At 64.0% G+C, this 17,952-nt stretch carries 16 protein-coding genes, 1 tRNA gene and 1 other RNA gene; 12 read left to right on the top strand and 6 right to left on the bottom strand.

Going from position 1 to position 17,952, the window contains the following annotated elements; all coding sequences use genetic code 11:
• Both AC1L34_RS12950 and AC1L34_RS12945 read right to left on the bottom strand, forming a co-directional pair.
• On the bottom strand, positions 1-1,515 hold the full coding sequence (locus AC1L34_RS12950; protein WP_424296977.1) for a DHA2 family efflux MFS transporter permease subunit: 1,515 nt from the start codon (positions 1,513-1,515) through the stop codon (positions 1-3).
• The gene (locus AC1L34_RS12945) at positions 1,512-2,132 is read right to left on the bottom strand and encodes a PadR family transcriptional regulator (RefSeq protein WP_424325227.1); all 621 of its coding nucleotides are present in this window, start codon (positions 2,130-2,132) and stop codon (positions 1,512-1,514) included. The genes AC1L34_RS12950 and AC1L34_RS12945 overlap by 4 nt, the downstream gene beginning before the upstream one ends.
• A gap of 272 nt (positions 2,133-2,404) precedes the next feature.
• Between AC1L34_RS12945 and AC1L34_RS12940 the strand changes: the two genes are divergently transcribed.
• The 3 genes from AC1L34_RS12940 to AC1L34_RS12930 all read left to right on the top strand — a co-directional run bounded on the left by AC1L34_RS12940 (position 2,405) and on the right by AC1L34_RS12930 (position 6,393).
• Positions 2,405-4,021, top strand: a complete 1,617-nt coding sequence (locus AC1L34_RS12940; protein WP_424323499.1) for an HNH endonuclease signature motif containing protein — start codon at positions 2,405-2,407, stop codon at positions 4,019-4,021.
• 246 nt (positions 4,022-4,267) lie between these two features.
• Complete coding sequence (locus AC1L34_RS12935) at positions 4,268-5,326, top strand: ATP-dependent DNA ligase (protein ID WP_424323535.1); 1,059 nt, start codon at positions 4,268-4,270, stop codon at positions 5,324-5,326.
• Positions 5,326-6,393 carry a DNA polymerase domain-containing protein gene (locus tag AC1L34_RS12930; protein ID WP_424296514.1) on the top strand — a complete coding sequence of 356 codons (1,068 nt, stop codon included), beginning with the start codon at positions 5,326-5,328 and terminating at the stop codon, positions 6,391-6,393. Before AC1L34_RS12935 ends, AC1L34_RS12930 begins: the two co-directional genes overlap by 1 nt.
• On the opposite strand, the gene AC1L34_RS12925 is transcribed toward AC1L34_RS12930, so the two are convergent.
• Positions 6,390-7,172 carry a helix-turn-helix domain-containing protein gene (locus tag AC1L34_RS12925; RefSeq protein WP_424323498.1) on the bottom strand — a complete coding sequence of 261 codons (783 nt, stop codon included), beginning with the start codon at positions 7,170-7,172 and terminating at the stop codon, positions 6,390-6,392. The genes AC1L34_RS12930 and AC1L34_RS12925 overlap by 4 nt on opposite strands.
• Positions 7,145-7,537, bottom strand: coding sequence for a VOC family protein (locus AC1L34_RS12920; RefSeq protein ID WP_424296510.1), 393 nt, complete (start codon positions 7,535-7,537; stop codon positions 7,145-7,147). Before AC1L34_RS12920 ends, AC1L34_RS12925 begins: the two co-directional genes overlap by 28 nt.
• A 115-nt stretch (positions 7,538-7,652) precedes the next feature.
• Here AC1L34_RS12920 and AC1L34_RS12915 point away from each other — a divergent pair, with 115 nt between their 5' ends.
• The 4 genes from AC1L34_RS12915 (at position 7,653) to poxB (ending at position 12,336) form a co-directional block, all read left to right on the top strand.
• Positions 7,653-8,744, top strand: coding sequence for an HtaA domain-containing protein (locus tag AC1L34_RS12915; RefSeq protein WP_424325228.1), 1,092 nt, complete (start codon positions 7,653-7,655; stop codon positions 8,742-8,744).
• 39 nt (positions 8,745-8,783) lie between these two features.
• Positions 8,784-9,980: an AI-2E family transporter gene (locus tag AC1L34_RS12910; RefSeq protein ID WP_424296506.1), complete on the top strand. Its 1,197-nt coding sequence runs from the start codon at positions 8,784-8,786 to the stop codon at positions 9,978-9,980.
• Entirely contained in the window at positions 9,964-10,500 is a 537-nt protein-coding gene (locus tag AC1L34_RS12905; RefSeq protein WP_424325229.1) for a putative immunity protein, read from the top strand. The genes AC1L34_RS12910 and AC1L34_RS12905 overlap by 17 nt, the downstream gene beginning before the upstream one ends.
• Before the next feature lie 102 nt (positions 10,501-10,602).
• On the top strand, positions 10,603-12,336 hold the full coding sequence (poxB, locus tag AC1L34_RS12900) for a ubiquinone-dependent pyruvate dehydrogenase (RefSeq protein WP_424296502.1): 1,734 nt from the start codon (positions 10,603-10,605) through the stop codon (positions 12,334-12,336).
• Positions 12,337-12,340: 4 nt separating this feature from the next.
• On the opposite strand, the gene AC1L34_RS12895 is transcribed toward poxB, so the two are convergent.
• Positions 12,341-13,003: a DNA alkylation repair protein gene (locus tag AC1L34_RS12895; RefSeq protein ID WP_424323495.1), complete on the bottom strand. Its 663-nt coding sequence runs from the start codon at positions 13,001-13,003 to the stop codon at positions 12,341-12,343.
• Positions 13,004-13,209: 206 nt separating this feature from the next.
• Positions 13,210-13,298: transfer RNA gene (locus tag AC1L34_RS12890), tRNA-Ser, on the bottom strand.
• Between the two features lie 60 nt (positions 13,299-13,358).
• Between AC1L34_RS12890 and ffs the strand changes: the two genes are divergently transcribed.
• The 5 genes from ffs (at position 13,359) to AC1L34_RS12865 (ending at position 17,898) form a co-directional block, all read left to right on the top strand.
• An RNA gene (ffs, locus tag AC1L34_RS12885) (signal recognition particle sRNA small type) lies at positions 13,359-13,455 on the top strand.
• Between the two features lie 57 nt (positions 13,456-13,512).
• Positions 13,513-14,784 (top strand): aspartate aminotransferase type Ic, encoded by a 1,272-nt coding sequence (locus AC1L34_RS12880; protein ID WP_424293054.1) that lies wholly within the window; start codon positions 13,513-13,515, stop codon positions 14,782-14,784.
• A gap of 78 nt (positions 14,785-14,862) precedes the next feature.
• Complete coding sequence (locus AC1L34_RS12875; RefSeq protein WP_424323701.1) at positions 14,863-17,136, top strand: DNA polymerase III subunit gamma and tau; 2,274 nt, start codon at positions 14,863-14,865, stop codon at positions 17,134-17,136.
• A gap of 124 nt (positions 17,137-17,260) precedes the next feature.
• A complete protein-coding gene (locus AC1L34_RS12870) occupies positions 17,261-17,515 on the top strand; it encodes a type II toxin-antitoxin system Phd/YefM family antitoxin (RefSeq protein ID WP_424293052.1) in 255 nt (84 codons plus the stop codon).
• Positions 17,512-17,898 carry a type II toxin-antitoxin system VapC family toxin gene (locus AC1L34_RS12865; protein WP_424293051.1) on the top strand — a complete coding sequence of 129 codons (387 nt, stop codon included), beginning with the start codon at positions 17,512-17,514 and terminating at the stop codon, positions 17,896-17,898. The genes AC1L34_RS12870 and AC1L34_RS12865 overlap by 4 nt, the downstream gene beginning before the upstream one ends.
• The last annotated feature ends 54 nt before the right edge of the window (positions 17,899-17,952 follow it).

The raw sequence follows: 17,952 nt of genomic DNA, 5'->3' as shown, positions 1-17,952 counted from the left end.
CTACACGGTAGTTTCTGCTGCTTTCGCGTCGGCTTCCCGCTGCAGTTTGGCCCGGTATTCCGGGCGGGTGCTATCCGGGCGGACCATGAACGCCACGGCAATCACGCCGATGATCATCACGGCCGCGGGGAGCAGAAGTGACTGCTCCATCGCCTTTGAGAATGGTGCCAATAGGAAGTTCGGCAGGGAACCGGCACCGATGGCGTCGGAGTGCCCGGCGCTTTCCGGCATGTTGGCAACGAGCCGGGACTGCATTGCGGCGGCAATTGCTGCCGAACCGAGGACCGAGCCGATCTGCCGCGTCGTGTTGTAGATGCCAGCACCGGCACCGGCCTGGCGTGGTGGCAGATTTCGGGTTGCCGTCGTCGCGAGCGGACCCCACATGCCAGCGTTCGCCAGGCCCATCAATGCGGAGGGGAGTAGGAACATCCAGATCGGGGTATCGACGTTCATCATCGATGCGTACCAAAACAGGGCGACGCTGAAGAGCCCAAGGCCGGGGATCAGCAGGTAGCGCGGATCTGTCCGGTCGAGGAGTTTCCCGGCAAGGGGCGCCAGGACGCCGGCGAGGACGGCCATCGGAATCATCAGCAATGCCGACTGGGTGGGGGTGAGTCCGCGTCCGAGCTGGATGAAGAACATCATCGGCAGTGTCATGCTGGTTACGGCAAAGCCGACAACCGCGATTCCGAGGTTGGAGATCGTGAAGTTCCGGTCCTTGAACAGTTCGAGCGGAACCAGTGGTTCAGATTTGGTCCGCGACTGCTGCCACAAGAACACGCCCATGACGGCCACACCGCCGAACACCATCGCCCAAATGCCGGTGGACCAGTTGTACTTTTCGCCTTCCTGGAGCCCAAAGACGATCAGGAACATGGCGATGGTGCTGAGGACGACACCGATCATGTCGAAGCGGTGCGGGTGGGTCTCCAGCTTCGGCACCAACTTCCATGCGGCGATGATGCCGATGACGCCGACCGGGACGTTGACGAAGAAGATCCATTCCCAGCCCGCATGGTCGACGAGGAGACCGCCGGCGAGTGGCCCGACGAGCATGGCGACACCGGCGACAGATCCCCACAGGCCCATCGCGGTTCCGCGCTGATGCGGCGGGAAGGTACGCGTGATGACGGCCATCGTCTGCGGGGTCACCAGGGCGGCACCCAAACCCTGGATGGCGCGAAACCCAATGAGTTCACCCAACGACGACGACAGTCCGCACGCCAGCGACGCGAGCGTAAAGATGGTGATGCCGATGAGGTAAATGTTGCGGGGACCGAAGCGGTCGCCGAGACGGCCGGTGATGAGCAGTGGCACCGCATACGCCAACAAGTAGGCGCTGGTGACCCACACGACGTTGTCGAGGTTGCTGGTGTCGGGGTCGAGCGCAGCTTTGATGGCGGGGTTGGCGACCGACACGATCGTCGTATCGACCAGCACCATAAAGAAGCCGATGACCAGCGCCCACAGCGCAGGCCATGGACTCCGTTCGGCGGTGGCGGAGGGGGTGGTCATGAGGTGGCGTCTTTCGATTCGGGATGGTGCGAACTGGGGAAGCGCGCATCGACGCCCCACAGGTAGTTGGGGTCGCCCAGATGCGTAAGTAGTCGGCGGGTCCACCGGAGATCGGTTTCGATGAGTTCGGCCTGCCGGTCAATTTCGATGAGGAACTGAGGTGGGGTGTCCCGTTCGGCGGCACCGGCGAGGCCTGCGCGATGCCCGTCAAGGTCGGCGATGAGGGCGTCGCGTCGTTGGCTGAGAAGTTGGATGGTTTCGGCGCGGTCGAGGTTGTGGGCTTCGGCCAGGGCGACGCGGAACTGGGCGGGCCGTTTGTTTAAGGGGAGTTCGGCCCGAACCCACGCGACGACAGCGTCGCGCCCGGCTTCAGTGAGCGTGTAAGTGGTGCGTTCAGGGCGGTTTCCATCGCGGTCGACGCCCACTTCGTCTACTAATTTGGTTGCTAGGAGCCGGTCGACGGTGTGGTACAGCGTCCCGTTGGTTATGGGCACCATGCGGTCATCGCGGCGTGCTTTCAGCGTGCGAGCCATCTCGTACGGGTGCATGTCGCCCTCGCGCAGTAGCGCCAAGACCATTACTGCCAGCGGCGTAAGACGAAGGGATTTGCCCGGCATTCGAAGTCCCGTCCACATTGATTAGTCCATACCAATTAGTCAACATGGACTATAGGCCGACGGCTGACTTCGTCAAAATCGGCACGTTCCTTCCGTCGCGCTAACGCGTCGAGGGTCGAACGCGGCGTGTCCGCTTCTTCGGCGTGTCGAACCTGGCTGCTCCCTCTGGCTCTCCCTCGTGCGGAATGCCCTCAGATTCCGATCCAAAATTGTCAGACCCTCGAATTAGAATCGAACGTAAGTTCGAGCTAGCAATTCGAAGGGGAAATTAGATGACTACTCGCACCAGTACCCGCCCGCCGGCCTCCACGGTTGAGGTTTCCGACGGGGAGATTTTGATCCGGATCGCCCGCCCTGCCCCGGTTGCCTCTGGCGGTTCGGCGGAGGGTTCGGCTGCCTCTTCTGGTGTGGTGCGTGATTCGCGTGCGCAGCGGTTGGCGTTTGCGGCTCGGGTCGATTCGTTTGCCGGGGTGGTGATGTGGCATCGCTACAGCGAGATTTGCTCGCTGCTGCAGGAACGGTTTGCCGAAGCGCAGGCCGGTACGACCTCGGATGTGTTTGCCCGCGTGTACGATCCGTTGTGCCAGGTCGCGGCGTCGTATGCGACGGCGGCTGGAGTGCGGCAGTACACGGCCGAGCAGTTTGTCGAACGGGCCGTAGCGTGTGTTGAACGCATTCCGGCGGTGGGTGGCTTGTTGCGTGATGGGCTGATCCCCGACGCCTGGTTTGCTCGTGTGGTCGAGCAAACTGCCCTGGTCGACGACCTCGCTTTGCTGGCCCTGATCGACGCCGAGGTCGCTCACCGACTGATGGGTTTGGGGGGCCTTTCGGCCAAGCGTGTGGAGGCCGTTGTTGCTGCGGTCGTCGCCGAGCATGACCCCGATGCGGTCACGTTGACTCGTGAGCAGGTCAAGGCCTACAAGAAGGTATTGGTCAACCCGCTCAGCGAGGGGATGTCGGAGTTGATCATTACCGCTGCGGCCGAGGACGTGCGTATCGCTAAGGAGGTCCTTGATGCGGTGATCGCCGGGGTGTGCCCGAAAGATCCCCGCACCAAGCAGGTCCGTCGCTCGGATGCGGCGATGGCGCGGTTGAACGGTACGGCGTTCACCTGCCAGTGCGGCGAGGATGATTGCACCGCTGAACTGTCGGCCGAGCAGGTTCAGGCTCGGTGTGCGCGGGTGGTGTTGCATGTGGTGGTGCGGGAAGAAACCCTCGACGGCACGTCCGAGACGCCGGCGCAGTTGGATGGGTTCGGCCCGATCTCGGCCCAGCATGTTCACGAGATCGCTGCCCGTTCCGATGCGGTGGCCCGCAAGGTCGATCTGGGTGATCTGCTCGATCACCAGGCCCAGCCGGGTAACAACTACCGGCCCACTGCCACTCTCGACGTGGTTTTGCGGGGCCTGTTCGGGACGTGCACCTGGCCCGGCTGCAGCGAGCCAGCGTTTGCGGCGGATTTGGATCACGTGTGCGAGTATGACCACGACGACCCGGCCGCTGGTGGCCCGACGTGCTTGTGCAATATCAACCCCAAGTGCCGGTTCCATCACGGGCTTAAGACCAGTGCCGAAGGCTGGCTTGACGATCAGATCGTTGACGCCAACGGTGTGATCTGGACCGAGGTGACGACCCCGGAAGGGTTCACCGTTCGTCAGCAAGCGTTGAACACGTGGCTGCTGCCGGAAGTGGGGTTGATTCCGTGCTCGCACCCCACGTTCGGCGGGACACGCCCGGATTCCGGACACGTCGAGGACGGCCCTCAACGCACAAAGTCCCGCACGAAGGCCAAGCACGATTACCGAATTGCCCGCCGCGCCGCCAACCGCCGCATCCGCGAGGAAGCCGAAGCCCGGGAATTAGCTGAGGACGGAGTCCCACCGTTCTGACAAACGCGGCAGCGCGTCAGGTTCGACACGCCGAAGAGTCGGACACGCCGTGTTCGACCCTCGACGCGTTAGCCCGAAGGCGTCCGCGATTGTCGCGTACTCCTCGATTAGGGGGTGCGCTCGCTTCGCTCGCGGCCCCACTCGGAGAGCGAGGGGAAAGGTTAGCCCGAGTACGGGAGACGCCGGAGTTTGGAACATGCACCTGAAGTCGTTGCCAAGCGACTGGTACTCGGGAACGATGGGCGAGTGGACCTTCCGGTAAACCCGCCCGTGCAACCGATGCTCGCGAAAGCCGTCGGTGCTGTTCCGGACCAGCCAGCTGAGGGGCCGGTGTGGTCGTACGAGCCGAAGTGGGATGGTTTCCGCGCCTTGATCTTCCGCGACGCCGACGAGGTTGTGATGGCGTCGCGCGGTGGCAAAGACCTGGCCCGCTACTTCCCGGAAATCGTCGACGCCGCTCGCCGTGCACTACCGCCGCGCATCGTGCTCGACGGTGAGGTGGCGGTGGCCAGGCCTGTCGGCGGTGTCAATCGGCTCGACTGGGACTCGCTTTCTCAGCGCATCCACCCCGCGGCGTCGCGGGTGGCGAAGTTGGCTGAGGAGACGCCAGCCGTGTTCATCGGGTTCGATGCCCTCGCCACCGACACTCTCGATCTGACCGGCGAACAGTTCGACGTCCGTCGCGCTGCGCTGCTTGAGGCCGCCGCTGACTCCGGGGATGAGCGGATCCAAGTCAGTCGTGTCACCAGGGACCCCGACGTCGCCAAAGCGTGGTTCGCCGAATTTGAAGGCGCGGGACTCGACGGCGTCGTCGGTAAACGACTCGACGGAATCTACGTGCCTGGCAAGCGTGAAATGGTGAAGGTGAAGCACAAGCGCACCGCGGACTGCGTGATCCTCGGCTACCGCGTTCATAAGTCCGGAACCGGGCTCGGCTCAATGCTTCTCGGCCTCTACGACGACACCGGCGACTTACGGATGGTTGGCGGGTCGAGTGCCTTCGCCGACAAGGTGCGCCTTGAATTGCAAGAACTGCTGGAACCGATGCGCCTCGATCCGGACAACGTGGCGCAAGGGGAGGTCAGCCGGTGGCGCAGTGCCGGAAGCGCCGAGTGGATTCCGGTGCGACCGGAACTGGTCGCCGAGTTCGCGTACGACCAAATGGAAAACCAACGCTTCCGGCACACCGTGAAGTTTCTGCGCTGGCGTGCCGACCGCGAACCGGAAAGCTGCGGGTACGACCAACTCGAAGTGCCGCTCACCTACGACATCTTCGACGTCCTCGAGACCGGAAAGAGTTCCTGATGCCGCCCAAACCGAAGCCCGTCATGCTCGACGTCGACGGCGTCGAAGTGAAAATGAGCAGCCCCGACAAGATCTACTTCCCGGAACTCGGCGACGACGGCGGACGGAAAGCCGACCTCGTCGACTACTACCGGACCATGGCGGTGACCGGACCCCTCCTGACGGCGATCGCCGGGCGGCCAACCTTTCTGCAACGCTTCCCCGACGGGGTGGAGGGTGAGCAGATCTATCAAAAGCATCTGCCGAAGTATCACCCCGAACACGTCCAGTCGACGCGGATCGTCTTCCCGTCCAAGCGTTCCGGTGATGCATTCTGTCCGCGAATTGCCGCTGACGTGGTGTGGGCCGCCAACCTGGGGACGTTCACGTTCCACACCTGGCCCACCGTCGACCCCGACAACGATCACCCGGAGCAACTGCGAATCGATCTGGACCCGCCGGATGGAAAGTCGTTCGACGATGTCCGACGCGTGGCACTCGACCTCGTGAAGCCGTTCCTCGAAGAAATTGGCATGACGGGATTCGTGAAAACCTCCGGAAGCCGCGGGGTGCATGTCTTTGTCCCCATCCGGCCGGAGTGGGATTTCATCGCGACCCGACGCACGGTGATTGCGCTCGGACGCGAGCTGGAACGCCGGGAACCGAAAGCCGTCACCACATCGTGGTGGAAGGAAGAACGCGGCGACCGGATCTTCATCGACTACAACCAGAACGCCCGTGATCGCTCGATGGCCTCGCCGTATTCGGCGCGCAAGTCGGCCCGCGCCCGCGTCTCCACCCCGGTGACCTGGGAAGAGCTCGTCGACATCGACCCTGAGGACCTCACGATTGCGACCGTTCCGGCCCTCGTCGAACGTCGGGGCGACCCATGGGCCGATATCGCCGAGCACCGTTCCGGCTTGGAGAAACTCCTGGAAATGGTCGAGCGCGACGAAGCCGACGGCCTGGGTGACATGGTGTACCCGCCCAACTATCCGAAGATGCCGGGCGAACCTCCGCGTGTTCCGCCGAGCAAGATGGTCGCCGAACATTGGGATGAAGACGGGAATCGAATCGAGCCGAGTTAGCGCTCGTTGGCTGGGGAAAATTCTGCCGCCCGTCGCGCCAGCAATGCCCCGGGCGCGAACCCGGTCAACTCGGTGAACTCGCGCGACATGTGCGGCTGATCGGCATACCCATAATCCGCCGCGACCGCTGCTGCGGGCAGTCCCGATTCGAGGGCGGCGCGTGCGGCGTCGAAGCGAGCCAGTCGAGCGGCCTGCTTTGGCCCGACGCCGAACTCCGCGACAAAAAGCTTGGTTAGATACCGCGCCGACCACCCCGACAATTCGACGAGTTCGGCCACTGTCACCTGGCCGCGCCTGCGCGCGATCACGTCCCACGCGGTCTGCGCGTCGAAGGCCGGAGTGGTGTCGGCGGCGATGGCGGCGAGCGCGCTTGCACACACCTGCGTGCGGACCGCTGGCCGCGCGTGCGCTAATTGTTCGTGCAGGCGGCGTGCAAAGTCCGTGTTTACCTGCGATAACTCGATCATCTCGCCGGTGAGTTCGCCGAACGGCATGCCGAGGATGGCTCGTACCGCGGTGGGCGAGAGGGCAAGCTGCACCCCGTGCTGGGAACCATCGTGATGAATTGTCACCGGCCTCAGGTGCATTCCCGCCAGGCAGCAGCGGAAGGCGGTGGTCCCGCGGGTGCTCTCGCTACTGAGAACTAAACCGTCGGCCAGGTCGACCACCAGCGTCGCGGAGGCGGAAGGCAGCCCGAGATGCTCACCGGGTGCGGCACCGTCGATGTCGTACGGGGTGATCGTGACGCCAGTTAGCCCGCGTAGGTCCCGAAACTCCATACGTTGCCTTCCGGATCGGCGATGGAGAACCCTCGGGATCCATAATCGGCGTCTTCCATTTCTCGGACAAGGGTGGCACCGAGCGCGGTGGCCTTGGCGAAGACCGCGTCGGGGTCGGTGACGACCACGTACAGGCTTCCGGAGCCGACCGGTCGGTTGAAGGTTTTGTCGGCCTTGTTTGCGGAGTGGATCATCACTCGGCCGCCGTCGGGCCACAGCATTTCGGAATGCATCACTTCTCCCGCGCCGTCGCCCTCGACGAGGACGCCGGGGATGAATCCGAGTTGCTCGAGCCAGTCGCGCTGGGCGATCGCGTCGTTGCAGGTGAGCCCGGGCCAGATGTTGGTGTCTTTGCGTGTGTTCATGACCTCAGTTTGGGCCTGTCTTTCGCGCGGATCTTGGAAAAATCGGCACAAACACCCGGGTGGATGGGACTTTGGTCCCGGTTGGCTCGAAAAGCTCGTAGGTTAGGGTTAGCTTATGAACAAGCTGTCGCGGCTAATCGTCGCACTCGTTTCCGGTCTGATGGCCGTGGCATTGACAGCTGTCGCGGTTGCGCCTGCGACAGCAAAACCCTGGAAGCCCGCGATCACCGTGTACCTCGCCGACGGTGTGACCCCGGTCGGCACCACCGTGCTGCACCCCGGCGACGTTGTCGTTGTGAAGGGCACCGGCTTCGATCCGAACGCCAATACCTCCGGTGGTTTTCCGGTTCCGGTGCCGCCGGGCGTTCCGCACGGCACCTTCGTCACCTTCGGGGCGTTCTCACCGAACTGGCGTCCATCACAGGGGGCGCCGGAATCCTCGCGCACCACCGTCCGCGCGCAAACCAAGTGGGCACTCTCCCGCGATGCCCTTAGTCGCGTTCCGAACGTGCCGTTCGACATGCGTCGCACCGTCCGCCAACAGTGGACCCCGGTGAGCCGCGCCGGCGAGTTCACCGCACGCATCAGCCTCGCGACTCCGAAGGAACTGCCAGCGAACGGCCGCTGGGGCATCTACACCTTCGGTGCTGCCGACGCGGTAAATGCCGCCCAGGAACTGCGCGTTCCGTTGAACTACTCCACCGAGAACGGCCCCAACACCCCGACTCCGGCACCAAAGAACCTGATCTGGGCTTACTCACCGTCGTTCGCCGACACCGTCAAGAACACCACGTCGGGAGGACTGTCGGGCAGCGACGGTGCGGCCATCGACAGCAACGGGCGGATGTCGTTCAAGCTCGTCGGCAACAGCCTCAGCAACGGCAAGGGCCAACTGCGCTACCAGGGGACCGTCGTCGCGTTCACCAAGTTCCACCTGCTCGAGATTGCGCTGGCCGATCCAGTCATCACAGTCAATGGCACGCGAGCGGTGTTGAGCATGCGGACCTCAACCACCGACCAGAACGGCAATGACGTGCTGCGTCGCGTCAACATCGCCGACCTGACACTGACCGCCGCGCAGGCCGCCCGTCTCGCCAAGGGTGAGGACGTTTCCGGGATTGCCGCAGCTTTCCGCCAGGGCATTACGCCGACCTCGCTCGCCGCGCTGTCGTTGGGTAACGCAGCCCCGGTGACGCTGGACTTTTAGTCGGTCCGTTTCTCGACGATCGCGAGTAACGTCGCCGGTGTGAGTTCCGCACCCGACGAGGGGCCCAAGAAACTCGCCGCCGAGATCGTCAGCGGTGTCGACAAGAACGACCCGGATTGGGCTGCGACGCAGGTCAATCCGGGTCTTCGCGTGGCCGCAGCCTGGACGTGGCGACTGCTGATCGTCGGTGCGGGGTTGTTTGTTCTCGGGCAGATTTTTCTCCGTTTTAAAGAACTCTTTGTTCCCGTGGCGATCGCGATTCTGCTGTCTGCACTCCTGGTTCCGATGGTTGGTTGGCTCGAACGGCGCCGGATTCCGCGTTCGATAGGCGTCCTGCTGGCCGTCGTACTAACGCTCGCGGTGATTGCCGCCGGGCTGAGTTTTGTTGTCCAACAACTCATCACCGGTGTTCCGCGGATGTCCGACGACATCGCCAACTCGGTGTCCAAGGTCCGCAACTGGCTCGAAACCGGCCCCTTCAAGATTGACTCCGAGACCGTTCGCAGCAGCAGCAACGACATCATCGGGTGGCTGCGCGCCCACGAGGCCACCATCGCGACAGGTGCGATCGATACCGCAGCGGTCGTCACCATGCTGGCGACGGCCACCCTGCTGACAATCTTCCTGCTGATCTTCTTCCTGTACGACGGTCGCCAAATCTGGCAGTACGTCACCAAACTCATCCCCTCGGCACACCGCGAGCACGTTCGTGCCGCAGGCGATGCGGGATTCCGGACGCTGCAGTCGTACGTGCGCGCCACCGTGCTCGTCGCCCTGATCGACGCCATCGGAATCGGTATCGGCTTGGCGATCCTGCAAGTACCGATGGTGCTACCGCTGATGGCGCTCATCTTCTTGGGTGCCTTCATCCCGATCGTCGGTTCGGTCGCCGCCGGATCGCTGGCCGTCCTCGTCGCACTCGCCACGCAAGGCTGGGTGACCGCGCTGCTGGTGGTCGTCGTGCTGGTGGTGATCATGCAAGTGGAAAGCCACGTGCTCCAACCGTTCCTCCTCGGACGGTCAGTGAAGCTCCACCCAGTCGCCGTGATCATCGTGATCGCCGCAGGCATTATGTTCGCGGGCATCGTCGGCGGCCTCCTCGCAGTACCCATCCTCGCGTTCGTGAACACAGCGATCGGGCATCCGCGCGGATCCTCTGGCGGCGAACCGCCGCTGCTGCCCGGTGAAACCGAGATACCGCTCGATGGGGAGCCACCGCTTGCCGAAGGAAGTTGACCTCACCGCCGAGGATTTGCGGGCCGTCGTCGAATTCGCGCTGACCGCAGCCCGCAGCGTGCTGCCGCTGTATGTCGAAGCGTGCCCTGATAGCCCGATGCCGCAGGCTGCGCTCAACGCGGCACAGCGTTTCGTCGACGGTGAACCGCGGTCGAACCTGCAGCGTCGAACTGCTGTCGACGCGCATCGAGCGGCGAAAGCTGCGCCAACGATTGCGGCTTCCCGTGCCGCCTACGCAGCCGGTGACGCGGCCGCAGCTGCCTACCTGCATCCGCTTCCAAAAGCGACGCAGGTCGGTCACATTCTGCGGGCGTCGGCGTACGCAGCAGCGGCGGTCGAAGCTGACGGTTCAGCGGCAGACGCCGAGCGCTTCATTGCCGCAGAAATCGCGCGCATGCCCGCGGCAGTGCTCGACGTCCTTCGCCGCTATCCGCCCGCACCAAAAGGGAAGACCCGCGTCGCGCAGTTAATGTTCCTGCTCGACGCGACGCTGCGCCCAGAGGTTTTCCCCGAGCCGTGAAGTAGGCAGGTACCGCCCCAGCTTTCTTTGGGAGGCGGCGTTATTCCAGTGATGAACGTCCTACCCTGGCGAGAGATACGCGTCCTGTACTGGAGGAGAGTCATGAGCTACACCGTCGCTGACCTGATTGTCGAAACTATCGCTGCCGCGGGCGTCGAGCGTATCTACGGAATTCCGGGTGACTCTCTCAACGGCTTCACCGATGCGCTGCGGACCTCGAAGTCGCTGGCTTGGACCCACGTGCGGCACGAGGAGGGTGCGGCTTTCGCTGCGTCGGGTGAGGCGGCGATTACCGGTCGACTGGCAGTGTGCGCGGGTAGTTGCGGGCCGGGAAACCTGCACCTCATCAACGGGTTGTATGACGCGCACCGTTCTCGGGTGCCGGTTCTGGCGATTGCGGCGCAGATTCCAGCGGCTACCGTCGGCACCACGTACTTTCAGGAGACCCACCCTGAGCAGATCTTCGCCGAGTGCAGCGACTACTGCGAGACGATCAACACTGTCGAACAGGCGCCCCATCTGATCGACATCGCGATCCGTACGGCCGTCGAGCAACGCGGTGTGGCTGTCCTGGTGATTCCGGGGGAGTTGTTCCTCGCCAAGATCGACCGTCCCGAACGAGTTTCCCGGATCCGTGCCGTGGAGACCGTGATGTATCCGGCGGTGGAACCGTTGAGCTTGGCCGCCGTCCGGCTCAACGAATCCAAGAGAGTCACGATCCTCGCTGGCGCGGGCACTGCAGGTGCTCACGACGAATTGGTTGCGCTCGCTGCCGCGTTGAAGGCTCCGATCGTCCACGCGCTCCGCGGGAAGGAGCATGTGGAGTACGACAATCCGTACGACGTTGGCATGACCGGCCTGCTCGGATTCTCGTCCGGCTATCGCGCCATCGAGCACTGCGACACCCTGCTGATGATCGGCACCGACTTCCCCTACTCGCAGTTTCTGCCGTCGAAGGCGTTTGTCATCCAACTCGACGTCCGCGGCCGCCAAATCGGCAGGCGTTGTCGCGTCGACCTTCCGTTGGTCGGCGACGCCGCCGACACGATGCCGCGCCTCACTGAACGGATCGTTGATGGCCGTGACGGCGGGCACCTGGATGCCGCACTTGAGCACTACCGGCGAACCCGCGACGGACTCGACGAACTGGCAGCCCCAGCCGGGCCGGGCGAACCGATCCATCCGCAGTACCTGACCAAACTGCTTTCGGATGCGGCGGATGACGACGCGGTCTTCGTGCCCGACGTCGGCTCGCCGGTGGTGTGGGCATCCCGGTATATAAAGATGAATGGTCGCCGCAGGCTGATCGGCTCTTTCAGCCACGGATCCATGGCCAATGCGCTCTCCCAGAGCGCTGGCATCTCGGCGGTCTCGCCGCAGCGGCAGGTCATTGCACTTGCCGGTGACGGCGGGCTCGCGATGTTGCTCGGCGAGTTGTTGACGCTGGTTCAAAATTCGCTGCCGGTGAAGGTCGTCGTCTACAACAACGCGTCACTCAATTTTGTCGAGCTTGAGATGAAGGCCGCCGGATTCGTTACCTTCGGCACCGACCTCAAGAACCCCGACTTCGCGGCACTCGCCGAATCGGTCGGGATCTGGGGCCGCCGCGTCACCGAATCAGAGGATCTGCCCACCGCGGTCGACGCCTTCCTGGCGCACGATGGCCCGGCACTGCTCGATGTCACGACGGCACGCCAGGAACTGTCGATCCCACCGACGATTTCGGCGGCACAGGCCAAGGGGTTCGCGCTTTACGCCCTCCGGACGGTGATGTCAGGTCGCGGCGACGAACTCGTCGACCTAGCCGAGACGAATCTGCGGCGACGGCTGTTCTGATCGGCTACTCGGCGGCCCGGCGCACCATCTCGCCAATCCAGATCGGCGCATAGGGCGACGTGCAGTTCGGTGGTGTCGGATAGTCCTTGAGTACCTCAAGCTTTTCGCCGATCGCGATGGCGCGACTCCGCAGGTCAGGGTTATTGATGCCGATCTGGGCGAGGGTCTCGTTCATGGGCCACTGAAGGTCGGACGGGGCGTCCTTCATGTCGGCTTCAATCGTGTCGAGCAGTCCGGACAAGTCCAGGCCTTCGCCGCCCTTCGCGACACGAACACTCGTCAGGTGCCAGCCCGCGCCGGCGATCGTCGGATCCGGGTCGTCGAACCATGCGACGCGAAGCTCCTCCGCGTAGCGGCCCTTCTTCACCAGGTTCGCCAAGAGCCAGTCCCGCACCTTCGGAGTCCGCGCCTCGCGGAGCATGGCGTCCAACTCAGCCGCTGAATAGTTGCTCGGCCGACTGACCAAGATCGCGAGCAGTCGTGCTGCTGTGTCATCCGTCGCCCACAGCTCACGCGCCAAATCCGGCTGGGCCTTAAGGCGCTTCCCAATCGCCCGCAGCTTGCTCAGATTGACGCCGTGATCATCGCCGTGGCGGGCATTGATCGCGAGGACCTTCGGGTCGTTAAGGGCATCCAGCTCGGCAAGCAGGTCATCGACGGTGGGCATGGTGTCGAGGGTAGCGGGGCTCAAACGGCAACGAAGAAGTTGTCGCGCACCTGCTGGTTGTCCTATGTCGCGCATGGTCTTCCCGGCTGGGCCCAGCTGCGGTCGGATAGAGGAACCGTCGCTACGCTCCTCCCGAATCCGCAGTGCTCAATATGCACAACGCGGCCCCCTGCCTTCGTTCCTCAGGCAGGGGGCCGCGTTGTGCATGGCGGAGGATAGGGGATTCGAACCCCTGAGGGCTATTAACCCAACCCGCGTTCCAGGCGAGCGCCATAGGCCACTAGGCGAATCCTCCAGGCAGAAATGATCGTAACGGGTGCCGTGCATGGAACCCAAAACGACCCGCTACACTGGTCTACGGATCCCGCGCGGCGTGCATCCTGTGAACTCCCCCAGGGCCGGAAGGCAGCAAGGGTCAACGGGCTCTCTCGGGTGCGCGGGGTCCGCTAACTTTTTCAAGCGTCACATCTGCAAACGCCGCGAGGCGCGTTTGTGGGAGAGGTCCTCCGTTGAACTTTCACTCTATGAGTGTCGACCAACTCCGCACCACCCAAAACGACCTCCGCAAACGCTACGAAACGCTCAAAGCCGCCGGCCTCAAACTCGACCTCACCCGCGGCAAACCAGCACCCGACCAGCTCGACCTCTCCAACGAGATGCTCAAGCTGCCTGGCGACGTCTACACCAGCCCCGACGGCACCGACTGTCGTAACTACGGTGGCGTCACCGGACTACCCGGACTCCGCGAAATCTTCGGCGAACTCCTCGGCACCGGCGCCGACCGCACCATCGCCCTCGGCAACGCCAGCCTGCAAATCATGCACGACATCACCGTCGCCGCACTGCTGCACGGCACTCCCGACTCCGAAACCCCGTGGTCGCAGAGCCCCATCAAATTCCTGTGCCCAGTCCCCGGCTACGACCGCCACTTCGGCATCACCGAGCGGTACGGCATCGAAATGGTCAACGTCCCCATGAACCCGGACGGCCCCGACGTCGCCGCCTGCGCCGAACTCGTCGCAAACGACCCCAGCATCAAAGGCATGTGGGTAGTTCCCACCTACTCCAACCCCACCGGCTACACCGTCAGCGAAGACGTCGCTCGACAACTCGTCGCCATGCCCGCAGCCCCCGACTTCCGGATCTACTGGGACAACGCCTACGCCGTCCACACCCTCGTCGACAGCGAGCCGACACCGGTACCGATCCTCGACCTCGCCGCCGAAGCCGGAAACCCCAACCGCGTCTACGTTTTCGCCTCCACCAGCAAAATCACGTTCGCTGGCGCAGGCGTCGCATTCCTCGCATCATCGAAAGCCAACCTCGACTGGTACGGGAAAAACGCCGGCGTGGCGACCATCGGTCCCGACAAGCTCAACCAACTCCGCCACCTCATGTTCTTGCGCGACGCCGACGGCGTGCGCGAACACATGGCGAAACACCGTGCACTCATCGAACCCAAATTCGCGGCCGTCCTCGAGATCCTCGAAAACCGTCTCGGCGAAAGCAAAATCGCCTCCTGGACGCACCCAGAAGGCGGCTACTTCATCAGCCTCGACGTCGTCGACGGTGCCGCAGCGCGCACCATCGCCCTCGCCAAAGAAGCTGGCATCGCCCTCACCGCTGCAGGCTCCACGTTCCCGTACAAGAACGACCCCCGCGACGAAAACATTCGCCTCGCACCGACCTTCCCGTCGATCGACGAACTCGGCACCGCCATGGATGGCGTCGCGACATGCGCATTACTGGCCGCGACCGAAGTGCTGATCGACAAAAACTAGTCGGCGAAAACAGCGCCAGTTTCACGCCAGGGCCAACGTCCCGGCATGGCTGTCGCACGTCGCCGGTAGTCTTGCTCCGTGGCCCTCTATCGCACCTATCGTCCGGCAACATTCGCCGAGGTCGTCGGCCAGGAGCACGTCACTGAGCCCCTGAGTCGAGCCCTCGATACTGGCCGCATCAACCACGCCTACCTGTTCTCCGGTCCGCGCGGTTGCGGCAAAACATCATCCGCGCGAATCCTGGCCCGCTCGCTCAACTGCGAGCACGGACCCACCTCAACGCCATGCGGCACCTGCGCGTCATGCCTAGCGCTGGCACCGGGCGGGCCCGGCAACCTCGACGTCGTGGAACTCGACGCCGCGAGTCACGGTGGCGTCGACGACACCCGAGACCTCCGCGACCGAGCCTTCTATGCCCCGGCCGAATCCCGCTACCGCGTCTTCATCATCGACGAAGCGCACATGGTGACGCCCGCGGGCTTTAACGCGCTCCTGAAGATCGTGGAAGAACCGCCAGAACACCTGATCTTCATTTTCGCGACCACCGAACCGGAAAAAGTGCTGACGACCATCAAGTCGCGCACCCACCACTACCCGTTCCGACTGCTCGCGCCGCCAGTCATGCGCGGACTGCTGGAGAGCATTTGCGAACGCGAAGGTGTCGTCGTGGCACCGGAAGTGTTCCCGCTCGTCATTCGGGCAGGCGGCGGCTCTCCGCGCGACAGCCTCAGCATCCTCGACCAACTCCTCGCTGGCGCGGGCGACGAAGGCGTCACCTATCCCCGCGCATTGTCACTGCTTGGTGTCACCGATTCGGCCCTGATCGACGGTGCCATCGACGCACTAGCCTCGAGTGACGGTGCCGCCCTCTTCGGTGTTGTCGAGAGTGTCGTCGACGCAGGCCACGACCCTCGGCGCTTCGCGATCGACCTCCTCGACCGCTTCCGCGATCTGATCCTTCTCCAAGCCATCCCCGATGCTGCCGACCGAGGCCTCGTTGAGGCCCCGGAAGATCAGATCGCTGGAATGGTCGACGCCGCAGCCAAACTCGGTCCCGCAACACTGACCCGCTACGCCGAAGTGGCGCATGCTGCGCTCGGCGAAATGCGTGGAACCACGTCGCCGCGACTGCTGCTGGAAGTGATGTGCGCACGGCTGCTGCTTCCGGCGGCCTCCGCCGACGATGCGGCGCTCCTGCAGCGCGTCGAAAGCCTCGAACGTCGTCCCGCGGGAAGCGGTCCCGCCGTCGTCGAAGGAGCCCCAGCGGTGGCGCAGGGTGCACCCGCGGCTGCTCCGCAGGCCCCGGCAAGCGAGGATGCCCCGCCGCGCTTTGTCCGACCGTCCCAACGCAAGGCTGCCCCCGAACCGGCACCCGCCGCGGCCGCACCGGAACCGGCACCCACTCCGGCGCCAACAACAGAGCCGACAACAGAGCCGACGCCCGCCCCGGAACCGGAGTCAACACCGGAACCCGTGCGCGAGCAAGCCACGCAGCCGGAGCCGACCCCGGAACCTGAGCCGACCCCGGAACCTGAGCCGACCCCGGAACCTGAACCGGTCCGCGCAACCGTGCATCCGCCGGTGGAATCAGATCCGCGAGCACCGGAACCGCCCGTCCGCGATCAGGGCACGCAGCGTGGATCACGTCCCGCGCAGGCACCGCCGCACGACGACATCCCGCTGCCACCGGAGCCGCCGATGGAGTCGGATTACATTCCCGAACCGGAACGGCACGTGGCGAAGGCCCCCGTAGCGTCGGCCGCGCCCAAGCCGGAACCGGAGAAGCCGTCCGGACTCACTGTCGAGGCTGTCGCCGCCAAATGGCCGGAGATCCGCGCAGCGGTCCGCAAACAAAGCACCGTCCTCGAGGCGATGCTGTCTGCGGCGTTCGTCCATCACGTCGACAGCCCCAATGTTGTTCTCGGGCATCCACATTCGGCGCTCGTGGGACGACTTTCCGATGACCGCGGCCTCCGTGCACTGAACTCGGCGGTCACCGAGGTGTTCGGTCCGGGCCTCAGCGTTTCGCTAGTGCACGCGCAGCCGGGTTCGGCCCCGGCTAGCGCGCAGTCGCCGTCGAACGAGCAGGCGCAGTCAACTCCGCAGCGTCGCCAGACGTATACGCGGCCAAGTCAACCTCAGGGTGGGCAGGCGGCTGAGGCGAGTCGGGAAGCGACGCCGGAGCTTCCGGAGCCGGAAGCACCGCCTGTCCCCGACGAAGAGCTGACCCACGCCGAACGCGCAGAGATGGTGGAGCAAGCGCAGACGGGCACTCCCGACCATCGTCTCGACCCCGACCAGGTGGCCCTCGAGTTGCTGAAGTCTGAGCTCGGCGCTCGCCCGGTGGAGTAGTTCGCCGCTCTGGCAAGAATTGTCAGACCCCAGCGGTACCGTCCAGCTTGTCGGTTGGTGATCGCTGGGGGAGCAGATGACGACAAATCTAGATGTGGGTAGACAATCGATCTACCATCAAGAGATGAAGACCATCACGGTGGCTCAATTGCGCCAGAACCCAACGGAGGCGTTGGAGGCAGTCGCTCGTGGCGAACGTTATGTCGTCACTAAGCACCGACTCGCGGTGGCGCACTTAGTTCCGGTGGACGACGCGCCAATGGGGATTCGTCCTGCGAAGGAACCTGGCAGCGCACGCCTGCGCGAGCAGACAGACCTGCCCGACCTGCCCATCGAGGAGGTCGAGGGGTTGCTGGCTGAGATGGAAGAGGACCGGTGACGACGCGGTATTACGTCGATACCTCGATCGCGGTGCTAGCCCTCACCAGCAACTCCGCAGCCCGATCTTGGTTCGACGAGGCGACCGCCACCGGATCGCTCTCGTCGTCTCGCTTACTGAAGACAGAGTTGACGAGAGTACTCCGGCGAAAGGGCCTCCCGGTCGCCTTGAGGTCGCGGATCCTCGATTACGTCAGCGTCGTCCCGATGACAGAACAAGTCCTCGTATTAGCGGAGGCTATTTCGCAGCACGTGAAGACGCTCGATGCGATCCACCTTGCCTCGGCTTTGCAACTCGGTGAAGCGACGGTAGTGAGCCACGATGCGAAGATGCTGACCGTTGCTACTGATCTCGGTCTGGAAACGTTGGACCCGTTTGGCTGAGGCCTGACGCTTTCGGAGTCCACCAACTCCTACGGCGTCCACCAGTCTTTACGG

The sequence above is a fragment of the Gordonia sp. 34D genome, assembly GCF_056682775.1.
This window is presented reverse-complemented; position numbering and strand designations above follow the sequence as displayed.